At 50.2% G+C, this 14,416-nt stretch carries 14 protein-coding genes; 4 read left to right on the top strand and 10 right to left on the bottom strand.

Annotated features, from left to right (window positions below):
* Position 1: 1 nt before the first annotated feature.
* From glnQ to rhtA, 5 genes are all read right to left on the bottom strand, one after another.
* Positions 2-724 (bottom strand): glutamine ABC transporter ATP-binding protein GlnQ, encoded by a 723-nt coding sequence (gene glnQ / locus QMN38_RS08290; RefSeq protein WP_271441272.1) that lies wholly within the window; start codon positions 722-724, stop codon positions 2-4.
* Positions 721-1,380 (bottom strand): glutamine ABC transporter permease GlnP, encoded by a 660-nt coding sequence (gene glnP / locus QMN38_RS08295; protein ID WP_005123684.1) that lies wholly within the window; start codon positions 1,378-1,380, stop codon positions 721-723. The genes glnQ and glnP overlap by 4 nt, the downstream gene beginning before the upstream one ends.
* Before the next feature lie 133 nt (positions 1,381-1,513).
* Entirely contained in the window at positions 1,514-2,260 is a 747-nt protein-coding gene (glnH, locus tag QMN38_RS08300; RefSeq protein ID WP_271441273.1) for a glutamine ABC transporter substrate-binding protein GlnH, read from the bottom strand.
* Positions 2,261-2,624: 364 nt separating this feature from the next.
* A complete protein-coding gene (gene dps / locus QMN38_RS08305) occupies positions 2,625-3,128 on the bottom strand; it encodes a DNA starvation/stationary phase protection protein Dps (RefSeq protein WP_323604822.1) in 504 nt (167 codons plus the stop codon).
* Between the two features lie 303 nt (positions 3,129-3,431).
* Positions 3,432-4,319, bottom strand: a complete 888-nt coding sequence (rhtA, locus tag QMN38_RS08310) for a threonine/homoserine exporter RhtA (protein ID WP_271442741.1) — start codon at positions 4,317-4,319, stop codon at positions 3,432-3,434.
* Between the two features lie 410 nt (positions 4,320-4,729).
* On the opposite strand from rhtA, the gene ompX reads away from it, so the two are divergent.
* A complete protein-coding gene (gene ompX, locus QMN38_RS08315) occupies positions 4,730-5,245 on the top strand; it encodes an outer membrane protein OmpX (RefSeq protein ID WP_048212190.1) in 516 nt (171 codons plus the stop codon).
* Positions 5,246-5,399: 154 nt separating this feature from the next.
* On the opposite strand, the gene QMN38_RS08320 is transcribed toward ompX, so the two are convergent.
* Positions 5,400-6,980: a phosphoethanolamine transferase gene (locus QMN38_RS08320; protein ID WP_271449738.1), complete on the bottom strand. Its 1,581-nt coding sequence runs from the start codon at positions 6,978-6,980 to the stop codon at positions 5,400-5,402.
* Between the two features lie 275 nt (positions 6,981-7,255).
* Positions 7,256-7,384: a manganase accumulation protein MntS gene (gene mntS, locus QMN38_RS08325; protein WP_137384317.1), complete on the bottom strand. Its 129-nt coding sequence runs from the start codon at positions 7,382-7,384 to the stop codon at positions 7,256-7,258.
* Between the two features lie 186 nt (positions 7,385-7,570).
* Between mntS and mntR the strand changes: the two genes are divergently transcribed.
* Both mntR and QMN38_RS08335 read left to right on the top strand, forming a co-directional pair.
* Complete coding sequence (mntR, locus tag QMN38_RS08330) at positions 7,571-8,044, top strand: manganese-binding transcriptional regulator MntR (RefSeq protein ID WP_003831586.1); 474 nt, start codon at positions 7,571-7,573, stop codon at positions 8,042-8,044.
* Entirely contained in the window at positions 8,041-9,150 is a 1,110-nt protein-coding gene (locus QMN38_RS08335) for an anion transporter (RefSeq protein WP_323604823.1), read from the top strand. The genes mntR and QMN38_RS08335 overlap by 4 nt, the downstream gene beginning before the upstream one ends.
* 64 nt (positions 9,151-9,214) lie before the next feature.
* Here QMN38_RS08335 and ldtB read toward each other — a convergent pair whose 3' ends face one another.
* On the bottom strand, positions 9,215-10,135 hold the full coding sequence (ldtB, locus tag QMN38_RS08340; RefSeq protein WP_126318723.1) for a L,D-transpeptidase: 921 nt from the start codon (positions 10,133-10,135) through the stop codon (positions 9,215-9,217).
* Positions 10,136-10,364: 229 nt separating this feature from the next.
* Between ldtB and QMN38_RS08345 the strand changes: the two genes are divergently transcribed.
* Positions 10,365-11,957, top strand: coding sequence for an ABC-F family ATPase (locus QMN38_RS08345; protein WP_137384314.1), 1,593 nt, complete (start codon positions 10,365-10,367; stop codon positions 11,955-11,957).
* Between the two features lie 143 nt (positions 11,958-12,100).
* On the opposite strand, the gene QMN38_RS08350 is transcribed toward QMN38_RS08345, so the two are convergent.
* Both QMN38_RS08350 and QMN38_RS08355 read right to left on the bottom strand, forming a co-directional pair.
* Entirely contained in the window at positions 12,101-13,363 is a 1,263-nt protein-coding gene (locus QMN38_RS08350; RefSeq protein WP_323604824.1) for a DUF1479 domain-containing protein, read from the bottom strand.
* A gap of 148 nt (positions 13,364-13,511) precedes the next feature.
* Positions 13,512-14,327, bottom strand: coding sequence for a Cof-type HAD-IIB family hydrolase (locus QMN38_RS08355; RefSeq protein ID WP_271449709.1), 816 nt, complete (start codon positions 14,325-14,327; stop codon positions 13,512-13,514).
* Between the last annotated feature and the right edge of the window lie 89 nt (positions 14,328-14,416).

Here is a 14,416-nt window from a genome sequence, read left to right on the forward strand (position 1 = left end):
ATCAGGAAACGTGCTGTAAAAATTCCTGCAAACGCTGGCTGGGTGGATTTTCAATCAGGGCTTGCGGATTACCATCTTCGGCAATACGTCCTTTATCGATGAAAATCAGGCGTGAGGCCACTTTTTCGGCGAAGCCAATTTCGTGAGTCACAATCACCATAGTCATTCCTTCTTCTGCCAGGTCCTGCATGACTTTCAGAACCTCATGACGCAGTTCCGGGTCCAGCGCTGAGGTTGGCTCGTCAAACAGCATCATTTTCGGTTTCACCGCCAGCGCACGGGCAATGGCAACACGCTGCTGCTGACCGCCGGAAAGCTCAGAAGGGTAGTGGTGGGCACGCTCGGCCAGACCGACTTTTGCCAGCAGCTCTTTGGCCAGTTTTTCAGCCTGTTCTTTTTTCGCCCCGCGTACGCGTAGCGGGCCAAACATGACGTTTTCCAGCGCAGTCAGATGGGGGAACAGATAGAACTGCTGAAACACCATCCCGGCTTCCTGGCGGATTAACCGTTCATCGACCTTGGGATCGTTGACTTTCAGACCATCAACAATCAGGTCACCGGAGGTAATTTCTTCCAGCTTGTTAATGCAACGCAGCAGCGTAGATTTACCGGAGCCAGATGGCCCGATAATCACCACAACTTCACCTTGTTTAATATTCAGATCGATGTTGTGTAGCACCTGGGTTGGACCAAAGTGCTTAGAAACGTTTTTAAATTCAATCACAGGATTTTCATCCTTCTTTCCAGACGACGCAGAATGAAGCTCAGCACCAGCGTAATGATCAGGTAGAACACCGCAACGGCGCTCCAGATTTCCAGTGCGCGGAAGTTACCAGCAATGATTTCCTGACCCTGACGCGTCAGTTCCGCGACGCCAATGACGATAAACAGCGAGGTATCTTTGATGCTGATGATCCACTGGTTGCCCAGCGGTGGCAGCATACGACGCAGCGCAAGAGGTAAAATAACGTGGCGGATGGTCTCCGTGCGTGAAAGCCCAAGCGCCAGGCCAGCCTCGCTGAATCCTTTATGGATTGAGAGTACCGCACCGCGCGTGATTTCTGCGATATAGGCACCGGAGTTAATCATGATGGTGACAACAGCGGCACTGAAGGGGTCAATACGTAAATCGTTAAACGCCATTGGCAGGGCGAAGTAGATAAACATGACCTGTACAACGATTGGCGTACCGCGGATGACTTCGATAAAGACCAGCGCTACGTGGTTGGCTATCCAACCGCCGAAGGTACGCGCAAAACCTGCTGCAAGCCCGATAATCAGACCGCCGGCCAGACCGAGGATTGAAATCCACAGGGTCATTTTGGCGCCTTCTATCAAAAGCGGGATGGCGGGCCAGATGGCACTCCAGTCAAACTGCATATGTCGTTCCTGTTACCGTGGTGAAAAGAGTCAAATGCCCGTTTTACCGGATGTACTTATCCGGCCTACAGGTCTCAAAAATGCTGGCGTAGACCCGGTAAGCATTACGCTGCCGGGGCTACGCTGTAGATTATTATTTAGGTTCAGTACCGAACCATTTTTTGTAGATTTCGTTGTAAGTGCCGTTCTCTTTCAGCGTTTTCAGCGCGCCGTTCACTTTATCACGCAGTGCATCGCTGCCTTTCGGGAAGGCGATACCGTACTGCTGCGCTTCCAGGGAATCACCTACAGCTTTGAACTGACCGTTGCCGGCAGTTTTGATGAAGTACAGAATGTTTGGTGTATCGTGCAGTACAGCGTCTGCGCGGTTGGTACCCAGTTCCATATACGCGTTATCAATGTTCGGGAACTGACGCAGGTCTTTGGTTTTGATGTTCGCTTTTGCGTAATCCACTGAGCCGGTACCGCTTTTCACTGCGACGACTTTACCGTCCAGATCTTTTACGCTTTTCACATCGTTATTGTTCGCTTTGACCATCACTAACAGGCCGCTTTTGTAGTAGCCGTCAGAGAAGTCGATGGCTTTTTTACGCTCTTCGGTAATGGTGATACCTGCCAGCGCCAAATCGACGTTTTTAGTTTGCAAAGCCGGGATGATGCCACTGAAATCCATAGGTTTCAGTTCATAATCCAGTTTTAATTCTTTGGCGACGGCAGCCCACAGATCCACATCAAAACCAACGTATTTGTCGCCCTGTTTGAATTCAAAGGGAACAAAGGCGGTGTCGGTTGCGACAACGAGTTTCTTATCTGCGGCATGGGAGGACACCGCAAAAGCCAGGGTAAGTGCAGCCAGTGAAACTTTTAATACAGACTTCATAGGATTTCCTTTTATATCCACGGGGCGATCCCCTGCGAGAACATATGGCTTAATGAAAAAATCGTGCCAATTTTGCAACTCATTGTTTTAAAAAGAGGGTGTCTCATTTTGTTGCACAATAAGTAGGGCAAAGCGGGCTGGTTGCACCGTTTCAGGGCACCCATTTGGTGCGTGACGGGCGTGGTGCAAACGGTATGACTATTTAGCGTAAAAATTGTTGATAAAACAATCTTTCGTTAACGATTGTGTGAAGTGATTATTACAAATAATTTACTTTGGAGTGACGAACGATCAATGTTATGCACCATAGAAGTGCAAAACCCCCGCAAATGCGAGGGTAATATAGGTATTTCTTATATGTCTGTTATTCGATATTCGCTTCGATAAACCACAAGAATTTGTCGAGGTCACGGGAAGCCGCAGTGAAGATATCTGCTGTATCCTCGTCTTTTGCTTCGCTTATCGCTTTACGTACGCTGTTAGCAACCACGGCATAACGTTCAGCCAGCTCTTTTAAGTGGTCCTGTACGTTATGGATATCCAGTGGGTAGCTTTTCAGTGGCGTTTTGCTGTTAATAACCTGAGTTGTCCCCAGCGCAACACCGCCTAACTGTACGGCACGCTCAGCCATGGTATCAAGGTGATCGGTCAGTGCAGTCCGGAAACCATCCAGCATTTCATGTACGGCAATAAAGTTTGCGCCGCGCATATTCCAGTGTGCCTGTTTGGTGATCAGTGACAGGTCGATGAATTGGAGCACTTGCTGATTCAGCAGTTCAACGGTCGCTTTTTTATCGCTGTCTGTTACATCGTTGCGGGTATAAAGGAGGGCAGATGCTTTTGTTTTTACCAGTTTTGCGGTACTCATAATTTCATATCCTCTTGATGTTTACGTCCCAAATCTTCAACGAGGATAAGTATAGCGCTAATTTCAGTTTTATTTTTCCGGTGTTACCTATCACTTTAATAGTGAGGCGAATGAAAATATAAAATATGATTATAAATCAATATGCTAAGTTATTTTGGTGCAATGGAATGTTATTATTGTGTTAATGCTATGCCTCAGCATAAATAGCGTGCTTCAACGGGGAAGTAAAGGGCGATAATAATAGTGGGGATATATAACAAGATATTCTGCATGATTATGCAAACCATGCAGAATATTGGCAGGTTAATTCACGTCAACTTGCTTAATTTGTGGGTCTTTGCGGATGGTGAGCGTAGAGCCCATTGACGCAGCAATAATCGCTCCCAGAGCCAGCGTCTGGACAAGCGTCAGCGTTTCACCGAGGAAAATCATCCCAGACACCGCCGCCAGTGCGGGCTCCATACTCATCAGTGTCCCAAAGGTACGTGTAGGCAGTCGCGTTAATGCGATCATTTCCAGCGAATAGGGAAGCGCAGTTGAGAGGACCGCTACCGCTAAGCCCAACGGGAGAATAGACCAGTGCCACAGCGCATCACCTGCCTGAATGACGCCAATCGGCACAAAAACCAGCGCTGCGATTAATGAACCTACTGCGACCGTTGCCGGACCATGTTCTGCGCCTGCGCGTTGCCCGGTAAGAATATAGATAGCCCAGCAGGCACCAGCCCCTAATGCCAGCGCGGCACCGGTTAAATCAACGTGAGAAACGTCCTGGCCTAACGGCAGCAGGAACCAAAGTCCGAGTACGGCCAGCGCAACCCAAATAAAATCTACCGGGCGTCGGGAGGAAAATAACGCCACTGCAAGCGGGCCGGTAAACTCCAGTGCTACGGCAATACCTAGCGGTACAGTCTGAATTGACAGGTAAAAGAGATAGTTCATCCCACCCAGAGACAAACCATAAAACAGCAGGGGAAGACGTTGCTCTTTGGCAAAACGTAAACGCCAGGGTTTAAAGAATGCAATAAGGATGAGCGTTCCCAGAGCGAGGCGCAGGGCAGTAACGCCTGGCGCACCGACGAGAGGGAACAGCGATTTCGCCAGCGATGCGCCGCTTTGAATAGAGGACATAGCTATCAGCAAAACCAAAATAGGCAACCAGACTGGCGCTTTACGTGACGACCCCGGCATCCTTTCTCCTGTCAAATGATGGTTACACACCTTCCCCACAGGACGCCGCAGATTTGCTGCGATGCGCGTGAGTTTGTGTATAGAAAAGTAAAACAGCGAGTGTAATGGAAATACGCTCGGCTGGTTGAGTATTCGTTGAAAAAAAAATTACTGAGATCCGTACAATGGCATGAAAACGATGGATTAATAATCTGCGCGATTAGGAATCATCTGGATGAATGTGCCGTGTTGTGCGCGCAATAATGGCATAAATCATTAGAAAAGTGATGTTAATTGAAAGAGATAGCGGGTTTCTGAAATGTTCTGTTACATGAAAAGCTCCGTTAGACATCGCGAATCGCAAAGAGTTTCCCATCAGTTTTTGGTATATTTAAAACTTAAGATTTACTTGAAGCACATTTGAGGTGGTTATGAAAAAAATTGCATGTCTTTCAGCACTGGCCGCTGTTCTGGCTTTCTCCGCAGGTACCGCTGTAGCTGCTACTTCTACCGTTACTGGTGGTTACGCTCAGAGCGATGCTCAGGGCGCAGCGAACAAAATGAACGGTTTCAACCTGAAGTATCGTTATGAGCAGGACAACAGCCCGCTGGGCGTGATCGGTTCCTTCACTTACACTGAAAAAGATCGTACCGACTCGTTTGGCGATTACAACAAAACCCAATACTACGGCATCACTGCAGGTCCGGCTTACCGTCTGAATGACTGGGCAAGCGTCTACGGTGTTGTAGGTGTTGGCTACGGTAAATTCCAGGATGCAGCAACGCCTGCTGACAAACACGACACCAGCGACTACGGTTTCTCTTACGGTGCCGGTGTGCAGTTCAACCCGATCGAAAACGTTGCTCTGGACTTCTCTTACGAGCAGAGCCGTATTCGTAGCGTTGACGTAGGTACCTGGATCGCGGGTGTTGGTTACCGCTTCTAATCACTTCGGTGATACAAAAAATCCGCCTTCTGGGGCGGATTTTTTTTGCCTGTAATACAGGAAGGCGTGTCGTTGCAGGCCCGATAAGCGCAGCGCATCAGACATTATTTCGTGCCGGATGGCGGCTAAATGCCTTATCCGGCCAGGAAGGGGACTATTTGGTTTCGAAGATATCAGTGCCCAAATGGTTGTAGTCCACCTTCTGCAATTTAAAGTTGGTGATATACACTGGCCCGGCTTTTTTCTCAGAGATAAAGCGGTAGCTGTTGGTAATTTCCTTCGCGCTGATCCCCGTCCACTGTGAGAAAAAACTCAGGAAATCATTCGCCGAGCGGCGGGCTTTAATCACCCGATGCGCTTTGTCATCGCTGGACAGTACCATAAAGGGGACCTGGAAGTTCTGCTGGAACTGGTCGTCATGGGCAAGGTACTGCACCTCTTTTCCGCGCTCTTTAAAGGCGAGGCCATGATCGGAGAAATAGACCATGGAGAAGCTACTGCCGCTGTTACGCAACTGCTCGTAAAGCTGGCGCAGCAGATCGTCGGTTTGCGTCATGGTGTACAGATAACAGGAGGTCTCTTTCGACTGGACGAACGTGTCATATTTCCCTTGAGTACGATCGCAGGCCTGCGGGTGAGAACCCATTAAATGCAGCACAATCAGTTGCGGCTGGGTGCGTTCGGTAGCCAGCACCTGAGCGGTCATTTTCAACAAGGCTTCATCACGGGTGTTTTTATCAGCTTCGAAGTCACCGTTTTTCAGGAAGTGCACTTCGTCGGCCCGTTTCGCGATGCTGGCTATTGCCGTATCGTATTCACCGATCTGCCCCTGATTGGAAAACCACCACGTCTGGAACCCAGCGCGGTTGGCCAGCGTGACAAAGTTATCCTGGAACTGAGGCTTATTATCGACGACCCGGTTTAGCGTTAAGCCGAGCGATTTTTGCGTGGAGCCGCTGGCAGCAATGTAATCAGTAAAAATGTAGCCATTAACGGTGCTGGAAAACGGCGTGTTATCCCAGTGACCGCCAAACGCGCCTAACGCATCGCGTCGGGCACTTTCACCGATGACCACAACATAGGTGTGATATTTCGGCTTCACTCCGGTGACTGTCCAGCTGTCTTTCACGCTCGACAGCTTTGCCATGCGCTCTTGCTCGTCGAGCACTTCGTTATTGTTGACGATAACGTCCTTGGCAAAGCGGAAAACCGGGTAACCGGTATCTTTTAACTTGAAAACGCCTCCCCATGCCAGGTTTTGTACCGGAGTAACAAAGAATGCAACGATGCTAAACAGCAAACACAGGCTGTCGTACTTGTTCCAGCGACGTTTCTGCTCGTCTTTTTTACGCCGTACGGCGATAACGCCGAGCGCAAAAATAAACACGCCAACCAGGTAATTGTACCAGGGGAAGATGGTCAGGATTTCGGTCGACTCTTCCATGTTAGTCGAGTGCAGCGCCAACAACGTATTGAAGTTTGGCGAGCCGTAAGCCTGGCCGAATGGGAAATACATCGCTGCAATCAGCGAACAGATGCCAATCAGCGTTTTTTGCGCGCGCGGCGCAGTACGCCACAACAGCATCAATACACAGGTAAAGGCAACGCTATAAAGAAGGCTTAGTGGGTAGCCCAGCGCGAGGTTGATCAGCAGAGACTGTAAAAAATAAAAGCCAGTCCACGGACTAATAGCCCGGCTACGAGCAATAAGTGAATCTTTGAGGGTTAAATTCATATGCCACTGTTGCAAAAACGCCATGTGCTACCCCTGGCGCAAAGGGTCATGCCTGCCTGAGAGAGCGAGAAGAGGGAATGGGTCCGCATCCGCGAGCCGCAATATATGCAGGGCTGCGAAAAGATAGAGTGTGTGCATGAGAAGGTCAACTACTACAAAGAAATTGTTTTGAGAGGGCAACAGCAAAACAGACAAAAAGAAGGGTTATTTGGACGAAACCGATCACCGTAATCAGGTTACGACAAAAAAATGAAGCGGCGTACCGCGACGCCGCATTATTTTGCTGAGGGTTTATCCTGCTCTGGTTTGCCGTTAATCATGTCACACAGCATTGAGATCAGCATCAACCGTACTTTAAAGGGAGAGTGGCTAAACACGCGTATACACCTCTTAAATTCATTCATATAAACCTCCTGACTTCACGATCCCATCAGTCCTTGAGGGATGTCTTTATTATATACAGATATAGCACAGGCTATATTATATAGCTATTGCTAAAACGTTAATTTTTTGTGCCCGCGCAACTCTGGTTTACAATGAGCGTTCTCTAATCAGATGCTGTTAACGCGTCACAGGAACGAGGAAGCAGAATGAGTCGTCGCGCAGGTATGCCAACAACAAAAAAAGTGACGCAATTGGTGAATGTCGAAGAACACGTTGAAGGATTTCGTCAGGTCCGCGAGGCACATCGCCGTGAGCTGATTGATGACTACGTAGAGCTGATTTCCGATCTCATTATCGAGGTGGGGGAGGCGCGTCAGGTGGATATGGCTGCTCGTCTTGGGGTTTCCCAACCGACGGTTGCCAAAATGCTTAAGCGCCTGGCCTCCGTTGGGTTGATTGAAATGATTCCCTGGCGTGGGGTGTTTTTAACCGCTGAAGGTGAGCGTCTGGCGCAGGAGAGCCGGGAACGCCATCAGATTGTGGAAAACTTCCTGCTGATGTTAGGTATCAGTCCGGAGATTGCCCGTCGCGATGCGGAGGGAATGGAGCATCATGTCAGTAAGGAAACGCTGGAGGCTTTTAGTCGGTTTACGCAACAGCAAGGAACAGGCTCTGAATGAGTTTTCCTATTCTTCGCGCCTTACAGCGCGATCGTTTTTTCCAGCTGTTAATCCTCATCGGGGTTGTTCTGAGCCTGTTTGTGCCATTTACACCCTGGGCCTGGCCTGGGGCAATTGACTGGCACACAATTATTACACTAAGCGGCCTGATGCTGCTAACCAAAGGCGTGGAGCTAAGCGGTTACTTTGATGTATTAGGGCGCAAGATGACCCGCCGCTTCCACACGGAGCGTCAGCTAGCGATATTTATGGTGCTGGCGGCGGCGCTGCTGTCGACCTTTCTGACCAACGATGTCGCCTTATTTATTGTTGTTCCCCTTACCATTACCCTGAAAAAACTGTGCGCCATCCCGGTAAACCGCCTCATTATTTTTGAGGCGCTGGCGGTGAACGCAGGTTCTCTGCTGACACCGATAGGTAACCCGCAGAACATTCTGATGTGGGGGCGCTCTGGCCTGTCATTTACTGCGTTTACCTGGCAAATGGCACCGCTTGCTGGCACCATGATGCTGACGTTGGTGGTGCTGTGCTGGTTCAGTTTCCCACATAAAACGCTGCACTATCATAGCGGTACGCGCGCACCTGACTGGCAGCCTCGGTTGGTGTGGAGCTGCCTGGCGCTGTATATCGTCTTCCTGATGGCACTGGAGCTCCAGCTTGAGCTGTGGGGCCTGGCGATTGTGGCGACTGGATTCATGATATTGGCTCGTCGTGTGATTTTAAGCGTGGACTGGACGTTGCTGCTGGTGTTTATGGCGATGTTTATTGATGTGCATTTGCTGACGCAGTTACCGGCGTTACACGGAATAACCAGTCAGATTGGCACGCTTTCAGCACCGGAGCTCTGGTTGACGGCAATCGGCTTATCGCAGTTTATCAGTAACGTTCCCAGCACTATTTTGTTGCTCAACTATGTTCCGCCGACGCTATTGTTGGCCTGGGCGGTTAATATCGGCGGGTTCGGCCTGTTGCCGGGGTCGCTGGCGAATCTGATTGCTTTACGCATGGCGAATGACCGACGTATCTGGTGGCGTTTTCATCTGTATTCGGTGCCGATGCTGATATGGGCGGCGCTGGTGGGGTATGGTTTGTTGTTATTACTGTGAAAGCGGCATTGAGGCAATAAAAAAGGCGGATAATTCATCCGCCTTTTTCGTTTCAGGTATGTGCTTAGTTCAGACGAACCGGCATACCAGAGCGGTTCTGTACCGCCTGCTCAACGACGGCCTGATCGACGTCAGACTGGCCGGTGATGCTGGTAATGCTCTTGTTCAGCGTAATCGGTACAATTTCACCGCCTTCGAACTGCGCTTCAGTGGTAGACAGTGGGTTATGTACCTCAATGTAACGGCTACCGTCTGGTTCAGTGGTGGCTTTCACTGGCTCATCGATAAACTGGACGCGCGTACCGACCGGCACGTTTTCAAACAGGAACTTGATGTCATCGTTACGCAGACGCACGCAGCCATGGCTGACGCGTAAGCCGACGCCGAAGTTAGCGTTGGTACCGTGGATAGCATACAGACGGCCGATATACAGCGCGTACAGACCCATCGGGTTATCCGGACCTGCCGGAACAACGGCTGGCAGCGGTTCGCCCGCAGCACGGTATTCCGCATGCATTTTAGCGGTTGGCGTCCAGGTTGGGCCCGCTTTCTTACGTTCAACTTTGGTGGTCCAGTTGATAGGGGTGTCTTTACCTAACTGGCCGATACCGATTGGCAGAACGATGACGGTGTTGGTACCTTTCGGGTAGTAGTACAGACGCATTTCGGCGCTGTTAATCACAATACCTTCATGCACGGTATCCGGCAGGATCAGCTGCTGAGGAATGTTCAGTACGGTGCCGCCTTTTGGCAGGAAGGTATCCACGCCCGGGTTAGCTTCCAGCATGTTGGACAGACCCATCTGGTACTCTGCCGCATAGTATTCCAGCGGCTGGGTGTTGCCTTCAGGAATGGTGATAACCTGGTTTTGGCCAATTAAACGACTACCATCGGTAGGCAGCGGGTACGTGACGGCTGAAGCAGTGTTACAAAAACCAACTACCGCGAGCGCCGCCGCGAAAAGCGTTGTCAATTTCATATTCATTTTTGCGAGATTCTGAAGCCAAGCAGGCTAGTGGGTTGAGATTTATGTAGTGTTGGGCACGCATTATATGTGCATTCTGAGCAACAAGGAATTCGGATGTGTACTAAATCACACTTTTTTCCTTTTGCTTTCACTTTATCTGTGCAGCATGAACGGCGCGATCTTATTGCAGACTTATGGCATAATAAGCAGTTTGTCACATATTTATTTCTCTTTTCAGGATACGCCAGTGTTAGTTTCCAGCAACGTCACTATGCAGTTCGGCAGTAAGCCGCTGTTTGAAAATATTTCCGTCAAATTTGGCGGCGGCAATCGTTACGGCCTGATTGGCGCGAACGGTAGCGGTAAATCCACATTTATGAAAATTCTCGGCGGCGACCTCGAACCGACGCTGGGTAACGTTTCACTCGATCCGAACGAGCGCATCGGTAAGCTGCGTCAGGATCAGTTCGCCTTTGAAGAGTTCACTGTTCTCGACACCGTTATTATGGGTCACGCTGAACTGTGGGAAGTGAAGCAGGAACGCGACCGTATCTACGGCCTGGCCGAGATGAGCGAAGAAGATGGCTATAAAGTGGCTGACCTCGAAGTTCAGTATGGTGAAATGGACGGCTACTCTGCGGAAGCCCGTGCGGGTGAACTGCTGCTGGGCGTCGGTATTCCGGTAGAACAGCATTACGGCCCGATGAGCGAAGTTGCACCCGGCTGGAAACTGCGTGTCCTTCTGGCACAGGCGCTGTTCTCTAACCCGGACATTTTGCTGCTCGACGAACCAACGAACAACCTGGATATCGACACTATCCGCTGGCTGGAGCAGACGCTGAACGAGCGTGACAGCACCATGATCATCATTTCGCACGACCGTCACTTCCTGAACATGGTCTGTACGCATATGGCGGATCTGGACTACGGCGAACTGCGCGTTTATCCGGGCAACTACGACGAATACATGACGGCGGCGACTCAGGCTCGTGAGCGTCTGCTGGCTGATAACGCCAAGAAAAAAGCGCAGATTGCCGATCTGCAATCCTTCGTCAGCCGCTTTAGCGCCAACGCATCTAAATCTCGACAGGCGACCTCGCGCGCGCGTCAGATCGATAAGATTAAGCTCGACGAAGTGAAAGCCTCCAGCCGTCAGAACCCGTTCATCCGCTTCGAACAGGATAAGAAACTGTTCCGTAACGCGCTGGAAGTGGAAGCCCTGACTAAAGGATTCGAGGAAGGCCCGCTGTTTAAAAACTTTAATCTGCTGCTGGAAGTGGGAGAGAAGGTTGCCATCATTGGTGCCAACGGCGTGGGTAAATCCACCATGCTGAAAACGTTGGTTGGCGATTTGCAGCCGGACAACGGTACTGTTAAGTGGTCTGAAAATGCCCAGGTCGGTTACTACGCGCAGGATCACGAATATGAGTTTGAAAACGATCTGACCGTATTCGAGTGGATGAGCCAGTGGAAACAGGAAGGCGACGATGAGCAGGTTGTGCGCAGCTTCCTCGGTCGTCTGCTGTTCAGTCAGGATGACATCAAGAAGCCTGCGAAGGTGCTCTCCGGTGGTGAAAAAGGGCGCATGTTGTTCGGTAAGCTGATGATGCAGAAACCGAATATCCTGGTTATGGATGAACCAACCAACCACCTGGATATGGAATCAATCGAATCGCTGAACATGGCACTGGAAATGTACCAGGGTACGCTGATCTTCGTTTCTCACGACCGTGAGTTCGTCAGTTCGCTGGCAACCCGCGTGATTGAAATTACGCCGGAACGCGTGATCGACTTCACCGGGAACTACGAAGATTATCTGCGGACTAAAGGCGTCGAATAACGTTTCCGTCTTTATGCGCGTTACAGGTGTGTTGGCTGCACCTGTTCACCCCGGTCACTTACTTCTGTAAGTTCCCGGGGATTTACAAGCTGGCCGCCTTCCTGTAACGCGAAATACTTAGGGAAAATGGTGTAAGTTATAAATTAAACAATCCCCAGCGCGCGTTTACCGTGGATATTCAAATCCTCCAGCGTAAAACGGCCTTCCCAGTTTGTTTCATAATCCTCACGCGGGAAATCACCCGGCGACGCGCCTTTTTCCAGGGCCGCCTTCACTTTATGGGCGTAGGCCAGATTCTTCTCACACATCGGTGCGGCAGGGATGTACATCACATTACCCCAGCCCTGTTGATTTTCCACCGGCGCAACGGCGTGAATGACATCACAATGCCACCACACTGAATCTCCGGCCTCCAGTTGTGGAATGCTGGTTAACGCCTCCATCAGTAGTGGGTGCCACTGTTCTGACACCGGCAATACTCTGCCTGGCGCGACGCCACACAGTTCATCATCCGGGACATCGTCCAGCAGGGGACGCAACAGCACATAAGCCATCGCTTCCGGAATAGGAACAACATGCAGTAGCCCCTGGCCTGGCAGCATATCGGACAGTGCAGTCCAACCCTGGAAAGTCCGAAACACTGAGCACTTCGTGGTGTTATCTACCGTGTACTCTTCGACATCGGTGCGATGTGCAGCATGCCACGGATCGTACTCTGCCAGCTTGCCGTTAAAGACATTGGCGAAAACACGCTGATAAGCCGGAAGCAGCCAGCGCTCCAGTGCTCCGGAGTCGGTGTGTGCGCCCAGCCCTTTTGAGGTGGTTCCTGGCGGGCGGCGGCGAATACGGTCAGGATAAATGACGCTGACATCCGGGTTAAACCACTGCTTACCGTCACTTTCAAACGTCCATAAGCGATTGAGAAAGGACTGTGCCGTGGCCATTTCTTCACTCTGACGGGCCTGCATTTGCGCTTGTGACCAGTAGATCGGATAGATCTCTGGACGCGATGCGCTCAGAGTACCGAAGAAATTATCTCCTGGTCCCTTATAGCGTTCATCAAAGTGATTGCGATCCAGATAGTCCAGCATCGATTGATCCCAGCCCAAAGCCTGTTCGCGAGGGAAATGGCCTTTAATAACAGCACAACCGCGACGCTTAATGTCTTCACGCTGCTCTGCACTCACGCGACCTGCTTTGATATCGGCATATGACAACACCGGCCAGACCGCGGAACCTTGCGCTTTAAGGTCGTTGATTTCCGCCACACGGCTGGCGATGCCCTCACTAAGTTGATTGAAAATCAACTGGACGTCCCCGAGCTGTGCCCGCAGCTGTTGCTTCATCTGACGGATTGCCGCTTTGTGGTCGGCGGGCAATGTGTTGCTGGTAAAAGTAAAAGCCATAACCACCTCGCATAACTTTCATTTGAAACTTATTTAACTTACAAATGCAATATAAGTTAAAAATAAGTTAATGCAAGTTTAAAAACTTGATGGCGTGCACGAAATGCAAAAACGGTGAGAACCGGAGCAGGTACTCCGGTCGGCAGGATCAGACGTTGAAAGGGGAGGTGTTATCCAGCACGGCCTGAATCACGTTCAGTGCACCTTGATGGTTATTATCGTCGGTCTGATAACGGGCAATGAATTTGATGTTCTCGGCTGCATTGGCCATGGCGAAAGAGTAGTGCGCCATTTTCAACATTTCCGCATCGTTGCCACTGTCGCCGATGGCGACGACGTTTTGTGGTGACAGGTTCCAGCGTTTTAGCAGGCGGCTGATACCGTTGGCTTTATGTAAACCTGGAATAATCAGATCGATAAACCCGAAGCCGCTGGTGACGGGCTTCATAATGCCATCCAGCGCAGCATGCAGGTGATCGATAACCAATGGGATTTGTTGGTCCGGTAAATTTAGCGAGAACTTGAACAGCACATCGTCGATATCCTGATAATCCTTTACGGGCTTCAGGCGATGGTAGTGTTTTGACATCAACGCCACAAAGGACTCCGGCGCATTTTCGCTAACGTAAGCGCTTTGCAGCCCACAAGCCACAAAGTTGAGCTGTTTATCTTTTAGCAGTTCACCAATGACAATACGGGACTCGTGGCGGGTTAGCTCGCCGTGAAACAGCTGTTTACCATGTTCAAACACCAATGCACCGTTCTCGGCGACAAAAGAGATCTCATCTTTGAGTTCCGGGAAAAAAGAGATGAGCTGGTAATACTGGTTGCCGCTGGCCACGACAAATTCAATGTTGCGTTTTTTCAGTTCCTGATACTGCGCCATAAATCGTACACGATCGTACTTTTTGGCATCATCGAGAAACGTTCCGTCCATATCTGTGACGATAACGTTGATGGTCATACTGGCTCCTGGCTCATTACTGCGACCAGAAATATTCTAATAACAATGTGACCTGAAGCACAAATTTAATTTCGAATGAAAGTTTCACG

This window comes from Citrobacter sp. R-1.5.2, assembly GCF_035064245.1.
Classification (GTDB): Bacteria; Pseudomonadota; Gammaproteobacteria; order Enterobacterales; family Enterobacteriaceae; genus Citrobacter.

Bases quoted from the DNA above. Each gene is read 5' to 3' on its own strand.
- ompX (WP_048212190.1), top strand. From the start codon at position 4,730: ATGAAAAAAATTGCATGTCTTTCAGCACTGGCCGCTGTTCTGGCTTTC.
- glnH (WP_271441273.1), bottom strand. From the start codon at position 2,260: ATGAAGTCTGTATTAAAAGTTTCACTGGCTGCACTTACCCTGGCTTTT.
- mntS (WP_137384317.1), bottom strand. From the start codon at position 7,384: ATGAATGAATTTAAGAGGTGTATACGCGTGTTTAGCCACTCTCCCTTT.
- QMN38_RS08350 (WP_323604824.1), bottom strand. From the start codon at position 13,363: ATGGCTTTTACTTTTACCAGCAACACATTGCCCGCCGACCACAAAGCG.
- mntR (WP_003831586.1), top strand. From the start codon at position 7,571: ATGAGTCGTCGCGCAGGTATGCCAACAACAAAAAAAGTGACGCAATTG.
- ldtB (WP_126318723.1), bottom strand. From the start codon at position 10,135: ATGAATATGAAATTGACAACGCTTTTCGCGGCGGCGCTCGCGGTAGTT.
- QMN38_RS08355 (WP_271449709.1), bottom strand. From the start codon at position 14,327: ATGACCATCAACGTTATCGTCACAGATATGGACGGAACGTTTCTCGAT.
- dps (WP_323604822.1), bottom strand. From the start codon at position 3,128: ATGAGTACCGCAAAACTGGTAAAAACAAAAGCATCTGCCCTCCTTTAT.
- glnP (WP_005123684.1), bottom strand. From the start codon at position 1,380: ATGCAGTTTGACTGGAGTGCCATCTGGCCCGCCATCCCGCTTTTGATA.
- QMN38_RS08335 (WP_323604823.1), top strand. From the start codon at position 8,041: ATGAGTTTTCCTATTCTTCGCGCCTTACAGCGCGATCGTTTTTTCCAG.
- rhtA (WP_271442741.1), bottom strand. From the start codon at position 4,319: ATGCCGGGGTCGTCACGTAAAGCGCCAGTCTGGTTGCCTATTTTGGTT.
- QMN38_RS08320 (WP_271449738.1), bottom strand. From the start codon at position 6,980: ATGAATTTAACCCTCAAAGATTCACTTATTGCTCGTAGCCGGGCTATT.